The sequence below is a fragment of the Mycobacterium sp. NPDC003449 genome (assembly GCF_053588415.1).
In genome coordinates this window covers 1-12,170 of sequence record NZ_JBSFPX010000207.1, presented here as the reverse complement: position 1 = coordinate 12,170, position 12,170 = coordinate 1, and the positions used below count along the sequence as shown (strand labels likewise).

Genomic DNA, 12,170 nt, shown 5'->3' with positions numbered 1-12,170 from the left:
GGCCGCGCCGAGCCGGTACCCGACGTCGCGGTCCGACGTCTCGTCGGCGCCACGTTGCCGTGGCGGGCCGTGCGGGCCGCCCGTACTCATCGCAGGCTGGTCGCCGACGAACGATCCGGTGCGGTCCCGGCGCAGGCGCCGTCCCGCCCGGCCCGCCGCAGCAACGCACGTCCGGCGGGTATCCGCCGCGTGCGCACCATCGTCCGGCCGCGGGGCACCATCGCCGGTCCGACGGTCACCGTGGGGGTTCTGGCCGCGGTGTCCACCGCGCTCGGCGGGCAACTGCGGGCGCTGGGCGAGGATCCCGAGGGGCTCGGCGCCGAGGTGCCGATGGCCAAGTTCGGTGACCGACACGCGCACAACCATTTCGGCAACGTCGGCATCGGCCTGTATCCCGAGCTCGGCGTCGAGGACCGCGTCGCGCATATCGTGGCCGATTTCGCCCAGCGTCGCAGGCGTGCCGCCCATCCGGCGATGCTGGCCGCCACCCGGGCGTTCGCGGCCACACCCGCGCCGCTGTTGCGTTGGGGGGTGGCGCAATTCGACCCGGCCGTGCGCTCCCCGGTGGTGACCGGTAACACCGTGGTGTCGAGCGTCAACCGGGGTGCCGCGGATCTGCGGTTCGGGGCGGCGCCGGTGGTGGTGACGGCCGGTTACCCGGCGCTGTCACCGATGATGGGCCTCACCCACGGGGTGCACGGCATCGGCGACGCCGTGGCGATCAGCGTGCACGCCGCGGAATCGGCGGTCGGCGACATCGACGCCTACGTGTCGCGGCTGGAAACCGCGCTCCACACCTAGATCGGGCCGCGGTCGGCGCCGAGCCGGACCAGGGGCAGGAACACCGCGTCCACGATCTCTGCGATGGCCTCATCAGGCAGGGGTGCCGGCGTGAACAGGACGTCGTGGCGAAGCAGGTCGGTGGGCAGCTGTGCGACCCGGCCGTCGATCTGGCCGGGCCGGATCTCCCCACGGGCGACAGCGCGGCCGATCAGTGTGTCCATGGTGTCGCCGCGCTCGCCCTCGAGCGCGGCGCGCAGATCGGCGATATTGGTGCCGGTGTCGCGGTAGTACCCCCCGAGCCGGGTGCTGACGGTGACGGCGAGATGGCGGCGTTGGCTGTTGGCCTGCCGCAGCAGATCGATCACGTCACCGCGCAGACTGCCGGTGTCCGGCACGGTGAGTGGATCCTTTTTGATCGCGGCGATCAACGCGGCGTGTACCAGTTCCGGTTTTCCCGGCCAGCGCCGATACAGCACCGCGCGACTGGTGCGGGCCCGGGAGGCGACCCCGTCGACGGTGAAGTCGTCGTAGCCGCGCTCGTTCAATTCGTCCCAGGCCGCGGCCAGGAGCGCGTTCTCCAGCGCGGGTCCGCGGCGACGCTGCGGAGCGGGGTCAGGAGTAAGAGACATTGCGTTTCCTAAATCCGGTCGCTACCGTTCATTGGGTACACAATGGATCTTATCTCCGAGGAGGCTCACTGATGCGCATTCTGGTTTCCGGCGCGGGCATGGCCGGGCTGTCGGCGGGCATCAACCTGGGTAACGCCGGCCACGACGTCACCATCGTCGAACGGGCACAACATCTTCGGGTCAACGGATCGCCGATCGACATTCGCGGCGAGTCGCTGGCGGTGGCCCGGCGGATGGGCATCCTCGACGAAATCCGGGCCCGGCAGGTCGACATGACCGCGCGCGGGTGCTTCGTCGACGAGAACGGCGAGCGGCTGGCCGATCTGCCGGTCGCGGAGTTCAGCGACGCCGCCGACGACACCGAAATCCCGCGCGAGGACTTGGCGCACGTGCTGCGCCAAGCCCTCGGGCCGTCCGTGGCGCTGACGTTCGGCGAGTCGATCGGCGAACTCCACGACGACGGCCGCAGCGTCGACGTACTGTTCGCCTCTGGTGAGCGGGCCCGCTACGACCTCGTGGTGGGCGCCGACGGTCTGCACTCCGCCACCCGCCGGCTCATCTTCGGGCCCGAGCGCCAGTACCTGCGTCATCTCGGCTTCTACACCGCGCTGGCGAATCTGCCGCGATATCCGGCGACCGGGGCCCCCAACCCGCTCTACAACTTCCCGGGGCACTTGGCCGGGATCGTCACCTATCGCGATGTGGCGCTTGCCGTGCTGACCTTCCGCTCACCCTGGATCGACTACGACTACCAGGACCTCGACGCGCAGAAGCGCATCCTCACCGGCGAATTCGGCAGACACGCCCGGTGGCGGGTGCCCGAACTGCTCGAGCAGGCATGCCGTGACCCGGAACTGTACTTCGACTCGGTGAGCCAGATCGACATGCCGACGTGGCATCGGGGACGGGTCGTCCTGGTCGGCGATGCGGCGCACTGCGCATCCCCGATGTCCGGGCGGGGAACCAGTCTGGCCCTCACCGGAACATGGCTGCTGGCCAAGGCATTATCCGAGAACCCCGATGACCTGGATGCGGCGTTCGCCCAATATGAGCGGGATCAGCGCCCGCACGTCACCTACGCCCAGGGCACGGCCGGTGTGGGCGGGGACCGGCTGGTCCCCGCCACGCAGGAGGCGATCGACGCACGCAATCGCATGCTCGCGCAGGCCGGCGTCGACTAAGCCGCCCGCAACGATGCGATACCGACATCGAGCGCGGTCTCGAGGTAGCTGATGTCCCCGGTGGCCAGCATGACGCTCACCCCGCCCTGGATGCCCGCGAGCAGGGCGGTGGCCGCACGTTCGGCGTCGAGGCCCGCCCCGACCCGGCCGCCGGACTGCATATGCCGGATCCCGGTGGCGATCTCGTCATGCCACTGCCGGAGAAGGGCTTTCGTGACGGCCTGGGCGCCCGGCGTGCTGCGGCCGATCTCCGACATCAGCATGCCGATCGGGCAGCTCTGGCCCTGCCTCCGATAGCGGTCGACCACGGCGTCGCGCCAGCGTTGCCAGGCCGCCCATGAGGTCAGCTCACCCAGATAGGGCTGCTGGTCTTCGAGCACCATCTGCGCCTCGCGCTCGGCCACCGCGAGCAGCAGCTGGTCCTTGCCCTCGGGGAAGTAGTGGAACAGCTGGCTCTTCGACGTCCTGGTGCGGGCCATGATGTCGTCGAGCGTGGTCTCGGCCACGCCGCGGCTGCGGATCTCGGCCGCGGCACCCTCGATGATCCGGCGCCGGGTGGCCTCGCCCTTGGCGGTGAATTTCTGGACTTGCAGGTCCATTTTCATCTCGCTAAACCTGGACTCATGAGTCCAAACAATACGCGGCTGGCAGGCCGCACAGCACTGGTCACAGGGTCCACCGGGGGCCTCGGTGTCGCCGTCGCGGCGGCCCTGGCGGCCGAGGGCGCCCTCGTCGTCGTCAGCGGGCGCAACAAGGAGCGCGGGGACGCCGTCGTCGCCGATATCCGCGCGGCCGGGAATCGGGCCGAATTCGTGGCCGCCGACCTCGGCGCCGGAGCGGCCGAGGTGGAGCGCCTGGCGCGGCAGGCCACCGAGGCCGGCGGCGGGCAGCTCGACATCCTGGTCAACAACGCGGGCCTGTGGGGGACGCCGGAACCCACCGCCGAGATCACCGAGCAGGCGCTGCTGGAGTCCTACCGGACCAACGTCATCGCACCGTTCCTGCTCACCGGGGCCCTGGCGCCCGCGATGGCCGAACGGGGCCACGGCGCCGTGGTCAACATCGGCTCGATCACCGGGCTGATCGGCGGTGACAAGTCCGCGCTGTACAACTCCACCAAGGCCGCGGTGCACTCGCTGACCAAATCGTGGGCCGCCGAATACGGCCCGGCCGGGGTCCGGGTCAATGCGGTCGCGCCCGGCCCGATCGCCACCGACCGGGCCGCCGACGTGGCCGATCACACGGGTCCGGTGCTGGCCCGCATCCCGTCGCGGCGGATGAGCACCCCCGAGGAGGTCGCGGCCGCCGTGGTGTTCCTGGCCGGCGACGACGCCGCCAACATCCACGGCGCCATCCTGAGTGTGGACGGGGGCTGGGCAGCGACTTAACAGATGCCCTAGATTCTGTTACATGTCTGCTGACAGTGCCTTCGATGCCGCGATCCTCATCCTGCGTGTGGTCCTCGGGTTGACCATGGCCGCACACGGCTACAACAAGTTCTTCGGCGGTGGGCGAATCCCCGGCACGGCAGGCTGGTTCGAGAGCATCGGGATGAAGCCGGGGACATTCCACGCCAGGGTCGCGGCGGGCACCGAGATCTCCGCGGGGCTCGGGCTGGCACTCGGCCTGCTCACGCCGGTGCCCGCGGCCGGGTTCGTCGCGCTGATGCTGGTGGCGGCGTGGACCGTGCACCGGCACAACGGCTTCTTCATCGTCAAGGAGGGCTGGGAGTACAACCTGATCCTCGCGGTGGCGGCCGTGGCCGTCGCGGGCACCGGGGCCGGCCGTTACAGCCTGGACCACGCGCTGTTCTCCAATACCGGCCTCTACCACTATCTGTACGGCTGGTGCGGGCTGGCGATCGCGGTGGTGCTCGGCCTGGCCGGGGGCATCGGCCAGCTCGCGGTCTTCTACCGCCCCCCGGTCAAGTCCTGACCACCTGCCGAGCAGACGCGCCGGTACCCCAAAACGGGCATTTCCGGGTACCGATGTGTCTGTTCGCGCAGGGAGAGTTAGAACACGTTCTAGTCTGACCGGATGGGGTTTCTCAAGCAGACCACTCCGGTGATCGACTTCGAGCAGTGGAGCAAGGGCACCCGCGCGGAGCGGATCGTGCCAATGGCCCGGCACTGGGCCGAGGTGGGATTCGGCACCCCGGTCGCGCTGCACCTGTTCTATGTCGTCAAGATCCTCGCCTACATCCTCGCGGCCTGGCTCATCGTCCTGACCACGCAGGGGATCGACGGCTTCACCGACGTCGCGCAGTGGTACACCGAGCCGATCGTGTTCCAGAAGGTCGTGCTGTTCACCATGCTGTTCGAGGTGGTGGGCCTGGGCTGCGGCTTCGGGCCGCTCAACAACCGGTTCTTCCCGCCGCTGGGTTCGATCCTGTACTGGTTGCGGCCCAACACCATCCGGCTGCCACCCTGGCCCGGCCGCATCCCGCTGACCAAAGGCGACACCCGCACCCCGATCGACGTGATGCTCTACGCGGCGCTGCTGGTCGTGCTGGTCATCGCGATCTTTTCCGACGGCACCGGGCCGATCCCCGAACTCGGCAGCACGGTCGGGATGCTGCCGGCGTGGCAGATCTGGTCGGTGCTGATCCTGCTCGCGGTGCTGGGGCTGCGCGACAAGGTGATCTTCCTGGCCGCCCGCGGCGAGGTGTACGGGTCGCTGACCGTGGCGTTCCTGTTCGCCGGCGTCGATATGATCATCGCCGCCAAACTGGTCTGCCTGGTGATCTGGATTGGCGCGGCGACCTCCAAGCTCAACAAGCACTTCCCGTTCGTCATCTCGACCATGATGAGCAACAATCCGGTGTTCCGCCCGCGTTGGATCAAACGCCGGTTCTTCGAACACTTCCCCGACGATCTTCGGCCGGGCCGGGCCTCCCGGTGGCTGGCCCATTTCTCCACCGCCATCGAGGGTTTGGTTCCGCTGGTGCTGTTCTTCAGCCACGGCGGGTGGGCCACCGCGGTCGCGGCCGCGATCATGCTGTGCTTTCACTTCGGGATCCTGAGCTCGATCCCGATGGGGGTTCCGCTGGAGTGGAACGTCTTCATGATGTTCTCGGTGCTGGCACTGTTCGTCGGCCATCCAGGCGTCGGGCTCGGCGATCTGACCAGCCCGTGGCCGATCGTGTTGTTCCTGGTCGTGGCGGGCACCGTGGCGGTGGGAAACCTGTTCCCGCGCAAGGTTTCCTTCCTGCCGGGGATGCGCTACTACGCGGGCAACTGGGACACCTCGCTGTGGTGCATCAAGCCGTCCGCCGAGGCGAGGATCGCCGAGGGCGTCGTCGCGATCGCCAGCATGCCCGCCGCACAGCTGGAGAAGTTCTACGGCAGCAAGGAGGCCGCTCAGATCCCGATGTACATGGGATATGCGTTCCGCGCGTTCAACACTCACGGTCGGGCGCTGTTCACCCTGGCGCACCGGGCAATGGCCGGCTACGACGAAAACGACTACACCCTGACCGACGGTGAGCGGTTGGTGTCCACCGCGATCGGCTGGAACTTCGGTGACGGGCATATGAGCAACGAGCAGCTCGTCGCCGCCCTGCAGTCGCGCTGTCATTTCGAGCCGGGGGAGGTGCGCATCGTCATGCTCGACGCCCAGCCGATCCATCGTCAGACCCAGCAGTACCGTCTGGTCGACGCCGCCACCGGCGAGTTCGAGCGCGGTTACGTCAAGGTCGCCGATATGGTGACGCGCCAGCCGTGGGATGACACGCTTCCGGTGTACCGGGAGCCCTGATCGGCGGGCTCAGCGCATGACGTCGCGCACCTTGACGGTCTCGATGCCCTGCAACATGAGGATGCGTGCGGTGTCGAGGTGTTTGCGCCAGTGCGCCTCGGCGGCGTCGCCGTCGCCCGTGCGGACGATCTGCATCAGCCTGCGGTAGGACCGCATCAGCTTGTCGTAATCGGACTTCGACACCGGGCGGTGTTCCTTGAACAGGAACGCGTGGTGGCGCACGGTGATCTCGTGCAGCATGCCGGCGATGATGCCCAGCGTGGCATTGCCGGACAACTCCACGACCCGGCGGTGGAAGTCGCCGGTGGTCTCGGCCAGCCGGTCGGACTGCCAGTCCTTCGGGATGTGCTCGTCGAGCATCCGGTCCAGTTCGGCGAACGCCGCCTCATCACCCTGCTCGGCCAGCAGTCGGGCCGCCATCGGTTCGATGGCCGAGCGGGCCACCAGAAGATCGGCGATATCGGCGCCGGACAGTTCCAGCAGCAGGCCGGCCGGGCGGGCGACGATCTCGGCGCCGGGAACCCGCACCCGGGCACCGGTCCGGGAGCCGCGCCGCACCTCGACCAGCCGCTCGGATTCCAACACCCGCACGGCCTCGCGCAGGGTCGGTCGGCTGACCCCGAAATGCTCCATCAGCTCGGCCTCGTTGGGCAGGAAATCCCCCTCTTTGAGCTGGCCGTCGACGACCATGCGCCGCAGGGTGCCCGCGACGAGCTCGGCCGTCTTGGGCGACCGCACGGGCGCTTGGGGGGTGATCGCGTCGGCCCCGATCATCGGTGCCAATGGGGTGGTTCGGGCCACTGCACCTCCTCTGACGGTCATTCGGCTGCTCCCAGCTGTGCAACTCAGTAAACCATGTGAGGTTACCGGTGATGGACCGAACGGCATCCGTGCAGGTGGGGCCGATTCTGCCAGCGGGTGCGGGGGCGTGCTAGTTTTGTAGTGACCAGATATCTTTTTCTGGTCACTACGAGAGGACGGCGTGATGCCGCGGCCCCGCATTCCCGACCGACGCCAGCGGGTGCTGGCCGCGGCGCGCGAACTCGCACTCGAAAACGGTTGGCCGACAACCACCGTGGCCGATATCGCGGCCCGGGCCGGGATCGGCAAAGGCGCGGTCTACCTCGAGTTCCGCGATAAGCCGGCGATTCTGGCGGCCGTGCTGAACCGCGGCATGCGAGGCCTGACCGCCGACGTCCATCGCCGGGTGCTCGACGCGACCGGCGTGATCGACCTGCCCACCGTCTACCGGTTCGGCATCGAGGCGATGCTTGCCGATCCGTTGATGCGCGCGCTGTACCTCGGCGACGAGACCGTGCTGGGCGACCACGTCCGTTCCGTGGCCGACGGCCGCTACCAGCAGCGATTCGACTGGCTGGTCGAATACGCCGCAGCCATGCAGGACGCAGGCGTGATCGACCCCGGAGTCGGGACCGAGCCCCTGGTGCGGATGCTCAGCGTCTTTGCCATCGGCCTGCTGCACGCGCCCGGCGCGCTCGGGGCCACGACCGACGATCAACTGCGCGAGACCGTCGGGCTGTTCGCGGATCTGGTCGGGCGGGGACTGGCCACCGGCCTGCCCGCGGACGCCGACGCCGCCGCGAGGGCGCAACTGAACCTGCTCGGCCACCTCGATGCCCAACTCGACCACCTGGAGAATCCCTGATGTCCAACGCCTTTGACGCCCACACCGACCTGACCATCTGTGGCGGGCCGGTGCGCCTCTACCGCGCCGGCGCCACCGGGCCGCCCGTGCTGCTGCTGCACGGCGCCATGCTCGACACCGGGCAGGGGGTATGGCACGACATCGTCCCGCGGCTGAGCACCGACTATCGGGTCCACGTCATCGATCTGCCGCGGCACGGCGACAGCCGGCCCTGGGCCGGTCTGCTCGACGATGCCTTCTATCGCCGCTTCATCCTGGAACTCCTCGATGAGCTCGGCCTGGCGCGGGTCGCGCTGATCGGCCTGTCCATGGGCGGCGGGGTGGCCGTCGGGTTCACGTTGGAGCATCCCGAGCGGGTCAGTGCACTCGTGTCGATAGGCCCAGGGGGGATCGGAGCGAAGCGCCCGTACCAATTCCTCACCTGGGCGACGATGCGCACCCCCGGCGTACTGCGGCTGTGCAGCTGGATCCTGGCCCGATTCCCCGGATATCTGCGGTCATCGATGCGCACCCAGCTGACGGCCGGGGCCGACACCCCCGGTTTCGATCGCATCGTCGCCCTCGCGGCCGCAGAGGCCCGCGCGAAGAACTGTCACGGGGAGAGGGCGCTCGACGATTGGCAGATCGAGGCGTACGGCCCCCGGGGCATGCGGCTCGACTACACGCCTCGCCTGCACCGGCTGACGGTGCCGACGCTGTGGGTGCGCGGGGACAACGACGGCCTGGTCGGCGATGCCGAACTCAGCGCCGCCCAGGCGGCGACCCCCGGCTCCCGCTTGGTCACGATCGCCGACGCCGGGCACATCGTCAGCTACGACCAGCCGGCCGAGTTCGGTGCCGTGGTCGGGGACTTCCTGGCCGAGGCACTCGAAGGGCCGGACGCAGCGGCAACCGGTGACCCCACCGACCAGTAGGTTGACCTAGTAAACCTACTGGTCTAATTTCGAGCCGAGAGCGTCCATGCGCGTCGCAGCTGCCCACTTTCAAAGGAGAAATCATGGCTGAAGCCGTCATCGTCGAGGCCGTCCGGTCACCGGTCGGAAAACGCAACGGTGGGTTGTCGGGCGTGCATCCCGCGGAGCTGTCCGCGCAGGTGCTCAACGGGCTGGTGCAGCGGGCCGGCGTGGATCCGGCCCTGGTGGACGACGTGATCTGGGGTTGCGTCATGCAGGCCGGCGAGCAGGCGCTCGACATCGGCCGCACTGCGCTGCTGACCGCGGGCTGGCCCGAGTCGGTGCCTGGCGTGACGGTGGACCGGCAGTGTGGCTCCAGCCAGCAGTCGGTGCACTTCGCCGCCGCGGGTGTGGTGGCAGGCCATTACGACGTCGTGGTCGCGGGCGGCGTCGAATCGATGTCGCGCACCCCGATGGGTGCCTCGCTGGCCAACGGCGGGCATCCGTACCCGGAGGCGTTCCGGGGCCGCTACACCCAGACCCCGAACCAGGGCGTCGGCGCCGAGATGATCGCCCAGCAGTGGGGCTTCGACCGTGCCACGCTCGACCAGTTCTCGCTGGACTCGCATGAGAAGGCCGCTGCCGCACAGGATGCCGGTGCCTTCAAGGATCAGATCGTGGGCATCAAGGATCAGGACGGTAGCCCCGTCACCGAGGACGAGGGCATCCGCCGCGGCACCACCCTGGAGAAGATGGGCCAGCTCAAACCCGCGTTCAAAGAGGACGGCGTGATCCACGCAGGCAACTCCAGCCAGATCTCCGACGGTTCGGCCGCGCTGCTGTTCATGTCCGCCGAGAAGGCGAAAGAGCTGGGGCTCAAGCCACTTGCCAAGGTGCACACCGCGGTGTTGGCCGGCGCCGACCCGGTGATCATGCTGACCGCGCCGATCCCGGCCACCCAGAAGGCGTTCAAGCGGTCGGGGCTGAGCGTCGACGACATCGGCGCGTTCGAGGTCAACGAGGCGTTCGCCCCGGTGCCGTTGGCCTGGCTGAAGGATATCGGCGCCGACGAGAAGAAGCTCAACCCGAACGGCGGAGCCATCGCGCTGGGCCACCCACTGGGCGGATCCGGTGCCCGGATCATGACGACGCTGCTGTACCACATGCGGGACAACAACATTCAGTACGGACTGCAAACCATGTGCGAGGGCGGCGGTCAGGCCAACGCCACCATTCTGGAGCTGCTGTGACCGAGAGCCTGCCGGGCGCCCTCGTCGAATGCAAGGGCAACGTCATGGTCATCACGATCAACCGCCCCGAGGCGCGCAACGCCATCAACTCCGCCGTCTCGATCGCCCTCGGCGACGCACTCGAGGAGGCGCAGCAGGATGCCGAGATCCGGGTCGTCGTCGTCACCGGCGCCGGGGACAAATCCTTCTGCGCGGGAGCCGATCTCAAGGCGCTGTCGAGGGGCGAGGACATCGGTCATCCGGACCGGCCCAAGTGGGGCTTCGCCGGGTACGTCCGGCACTTCATCGACAAACCGACGATCGCCGCCGTCAACGGGACGGCGCTCGGCGGCGGCACCGAACTGGCGTTGGCCAGCGACCTCGTCGTCGCCGGCGAGAGCGCGAAATTCGGTCTGCCCGAGGTGAAACGGGGGCTCATCGCGGCCGCGGGCGGAGTGTTCCGGCTCGTCGACCAAATCCCGCGCAAGGTGGCGCTGGAGATGATGTTCACCGGTGAACCGATCACCTCGGCCGAGGCGCTGAAGTGGGGGCTGATCAACGAGGTGGTTGCGGACGGGACCGTGGTCGAGGCCGCCCTGAAACTGGCCGAGCGGATCACCGTCAACGCACCGCTCGCGGTGCAGGCGAGTAAGCGGGTCGCCGTCGGCGCCGACGACGGTGTGATCGCCGCCGACGAACCCGGATGGTCCCGCACGATGCGGGAGGTCGCCGTCGTATTCGGCTCCGAGGACGCCAAGGAAGGGCCGCTGGCCTTCGCCCAGAAGCGTCAACCGGTCTGGAAAGCCAAATAAGCCGAGTGAGGGAAAAATAGATGAAGAGAACGATTTACGACGAAGAGCACGAGGCATTCCGCGCCACCGTCCGCGGCTACATCGACAGCGAACTCGTCCCCAACGCCGAGAAGTGGGAGGCCGAGCGGATCGTCGACCGGTCGGCCTATGTGGCGGCCGGCAAGCACGGCCTGATCGGGTTCAACATGCCCGAGGAGTACGGCGGCGGTGGCAGCGACGACTTCCGGTTCAACGCGATCATCGACGAGGAGATCTCCAGATCCGGTGTCCCCGCGCCCGCGCTGAGCCTGCACAACGACGTCGTCGGGCCGTACTTCAAGGACCTCGCCAACGATGAGCAGAAGAAGCGCTGGCTACCGGGCATCGCCAGCGGTGAGCTGATCATCGCCATCGCCATGACCGAGCCCGGCGCGGGCAGCGACCTGGCCGGCATCCGGACCTCGGCGGTACGCGACGGCTCGGGGGAGGACGCAGATTGGATTGTCAACGGCTCCAAGACATTCATCTCGTCGGGGATCAACTGCGACCTGTGCGTCGTGGTGGCCCGCACCGATCCGGAGGCCGGGCACAAGGGCTTCACGCTGCTGGTCGTCGAGCGGGGGATGGACGGTTTCACCCGCGGCCGCAAGCTGGACAAGATGGGTCTGCACGCCCAGGACACCTCGGAACTGCATTTCGAGAATGTGCGGGTGCCCAATGCCAACGTGCTCGGCAAGGAGGGGCGCGGCTTCTACCACCTGATGGCCAATCTGCCCTCGGAGCGGCTATCGATCGCCATCTCGGCCATCGCCGGGGCCCGCGAAACCTGGCGGCAGACACTGCAATACGCCAAGGACCGCAAGGCGTTCGGCCAGCCGATCGGCAGCTTCCAGCACAACCGGTTCCTGCTCGCCGAGATGGACACCGAGCTGGAGGTCACCGAGCAGTACATCGACCGGTGCCTGCAGGGCGTCGTCGACGGTGAGCTGACCGCGGTGGAAGCCGCCAAGGCCAAGTGGTGGGCCACCGAGACCGCCAAAAAGGTCGTCGACCGGTGCGTGCAGCTGCACGGCGGCTACGGCTACATGCTCGAGTACCGCGTCGCCCGCGACTACGTCGACGGCCGCATCCAGACGATCTTCGGGGGTACCACCGAGATCATGAAGGAGATCATCGGCCGCGATCTGGGTCTCTGACCCACGCCGAGCAGACGTAAAACTGCCCCTTTTCGCTTGAAAAGGG

The 12,170-nt window shown here is 68.3% G+C and carries 13 protein-coding genes; 10 read left to right on the top strand and 3 right to left on the bottom strand.

Annotated features, from left to right (window positions below; all coding sequences use genetic code 11):
- A partial coding sequence (locus ACWDTP_RS32995; protein WP_450027429.1) for a WS/DGAT domain-containing protein occupies positions 1–801 on the top strand: 801 nt, incomplete at its 5' end.
- Here the strand turns inward: ACWDTP_RS32995 and ACWDTP_RS32990 are convergent.
- Entirely contained in the window at positions 798–1,412 is a 615-nt protein-coding gene (locus ACWDTP_RS32990) for a TetR/AcrR family transcriptional regulator (protein ID WP_450027428.1), read from the bottom strand. The genes ACWDTP_RS32995 and ACWDTP_RS32990 overlap by 4 nt on opposite strands.
- A 71-nt stretch (positions 1,413–1,483) precedes the next feature.
- Between ACWDTP_RS32990 and ACWDTP_RS32985 the strand changes: the two genes are divergently transcribed.
- A complete protein-coding gene (locus ACWDTP_RS32985) occupies positions 1,484–2,593 on the top strand; it encodes an FAD-dependent monooxygenase (RefSeq protein ID WP_450027427.1) in 1,110 nt (369 codons plus the stop codon).
- Here the strand turns inward: ACWDTP_RS32985 and ACWDTP_RS32980 are convergent.
- The gene (locus ACWDTP_RS32980) at positions 2,590–3,192 is read right to left on the bottom strand and encodes a TetR/AcrR family transcriptional regulator (RefSeq protein WP_450027426.1); all 603 of its coding nucleotides are present in this window, start codon (positions 3,190–3,192) and stop codon (positions 2,590–2,592) included. The genes ACWDTP_RS32985 and ACWDTP_RS32980 overlap by 4 nt on opposite strands.
- Positions 3,193–3,216: 24 nt before the next feature.
- Between ACWDTP_RS32980 and ACWDTP_RS32975 the strand changes: the two genes are divergently transcribed.
- The 3 genes from ACWDTP_RS32975 to ACWDTP_RS32965 all read left to right on the top strand — a co-directional run bounded on the left by ACWDTP_RS32975 (position 3,217) and on the right by ACWDTP_RS32965 (position 6,349).
- The gene (locus ACWDTP_RS32975; RefSeq protein WP_450027425.1) at positions 3,217–3,981 is read left to right on the top strand and encodes an SDR family NAD(P)-dependent oxidoreductase; all 765 of its coding nucleotides are present in this window, start codon (positions 3,217–3,219) and stop codon (positions 3,979–3,981) included.
- A 22-nt stretch (positions 3,982–4,003) separates the two neighbouring features.
- The gene (locus ACWDTP_RS32970; RefSeq protein WP_450027424.1) at positions 4,004–4,528 is read left to right on the top strand and encodes a DoxX family protein; all 525 of its coding nucleotides are present in this window, start codon (positions 4,004–4,006) and stop codon (positions 4,526–4,528) included.
- A gap of 102 nt (positions 4,529–4,630) precedes the next feature.
- On the top strand, positions 4,631–6,349 hold the full coding sequence (locus ACWDTP_RS32965) for a DUF3556 domain-containing protein (protein WP_450027423.1): 1,719 nt from the start codon (positions 4,631–4,633) through the stop codon (positions 6,347–6,349).
- 9 nt (positions 6,350–6,358) lie between these two features.
- On the opposite strand, the gene ACWDTP_RS32960 is transcribed toward ACWDTP_RS32965, so the two are convergent.
- Positions 6,359–7,150, bottom strand: coding sequence for a FadR/GntR family transcriptional regulator (locus tag ACWDTP_RS32960; protein ID WP_450027422.1), 792 nt, complete (start codon positions 7,148–7,150; stop codon positions 6,359–6,361).
- A gap of 184 nt (positions 7,151–7,334) precedes the next feature.
- On the opposite strand from ACWDTP_RS32960, the gene ACWDTP_RS32955 reads away from it, so the two are divergent.
- The 5 genes from ACWDTP_RS32955 (at position 7,335) to ACWDTP_RS32935 (ending at position 12,124) form a co-directional block, all read left to right on the top strand.
- On the top strand, positions 7,335–8,015 hold the full coding sequence (locus ACWDTP_RS32955) for a TetR/AcrR family transcriptional regulator (RefSeq protein WP_450027421.1): 681 nt from the start codon (positions 7,335–7,337) through the stop codon (positions 8,013–8,015).
- Entirely contained in the window at positions 8,015–8,929 is a 915-nt protein-coding gene (locus ACWDTP_RS32950) for an alpha/beta fold hydrolase (RefSeq protein ID WP_450027420.1), read from the top strand. The genes ACWDTP_RS32955 and ACWDTP_RS32950 overlap by 1 nt, the downstream gene beginning before the upstream one ends.
- Positions 8,930–9,012: 83 nt before the next feature.
- Complete coding sequence (locus ACWDTP_RS32945; RefSeq protein ID WP_450027419.1) at positions 9,013–10,158, top strand: thiolase family protein; 1,146 nt, start codon at positions 9,013–9,015, stop codon at positions 10,156–10,158.
- A complete protein-coding gene (locus ACWDTP_RS32940; protein WP_450027418.1) occupies positions 10,155–10,949 on the top strand; it encodes a crotonase/enoyl-CoA hydratase family protein in 795 nt (264 codons plus the stop codon). Before ACWDTP_RS32945 ends, ACWDTP_RS32940 begins: the two co-directional genes overlap by 4 nt.
- A 20-nt stretch (positions 10,950–10,969) precedes the next feature.
- A complete protein-coding gene (locus ACWDTP_RS32935) occupies positions 10,970–12,124 on the top strand; it encodes an acyl-CoA dehydrogenase family protein (RefSeq protein WP_450027417.1) in 1,155 nt (384 codons plus the stop codon).
- The last annotated feature ends 46 nt before the right edge of the window (positions 12,125–12,170 follow it).

What these genes read in the sequence shown, in the direction of transcription:
- ACWDTP_RS32980 (WP_450027426.1), bottom strand. Translation starts at nt 3,192, where the DNA reads ATGGACCTGCAAGTCCAGAAATTCACCGCCAAGGGCGAGGCCACCCGG.
- ACWDTP_RS32955 (WP_450027421.1), top strand. Translation starts at nt 7,335, where the DNA reads ATGCCGCGGCCCCGCATTCCCGACCGACGCCAGCGGGTGCTGGCCGCG.
- ACWDTP_RS32985 (WP_450027427.1), top strand. Translation starts at nt 1,484, where the DNA reads ATGCGCATTCTGGTTTCCGGCGCGGGCATGGCCGGGCTGTCGGCGGGC.
- ACWDTP_RS32950 (WP_450027420.1), top strand. Translation starts at nt 8,015, where the DNA reads ATGTCCAACGCCTTTGACGCCCACACCGACCTGACCATCTGTGGCGGG.
- ACWDTP_RS32935 (WP_450027417.1), top strand. Translation starts at nt 10,970, where the DNA reads ATGAAGAGAACGATTTACGACGAAGAGCACGAGGCATTCCGCGCCACC.
- ACWDTP_RS32945 (WP_450027419.1), top strand. Translation starts at nt 9,013, where the DNA reads ATGGCTGAAGCCGTCATCGTCGAGGCCGTCCGGTCACCGGTCGGAAAA.
- ACWDTP_RS32970 (WP_450027424.1), top strand. Translation starts at nt 4,004, where the DNA reads ATGTCTGCTGACAGTGCCTTCGATGCCGCGATCCTCATCCTGCGTGTG.
- ACWDTP_RS32990 (WP_450027428.1), bottom strand. Translation starts at nt 1,412, where the DNA reads ATGTCTCTTACTCCTGACCCCGCTCCGCAGCGTCGCCGCGGACCCGCG.
- ACWDTP_RS32975 (WP_450027425.1), top strand. Translation starts at nt 3,217, where the DNA reads ATGAGTCCAAACAATACGCGGCTGGCAGGCCGCACAGCACTGGTCACA.
- ACWDTP_RS32965 (WP_450027423.1), top strand. Translation starts at nt 4,631, where the DNA reads ATGGGGTTTCTCAAGCAGACCACTCCGGTGATCGACTTCGAGCAGTGG.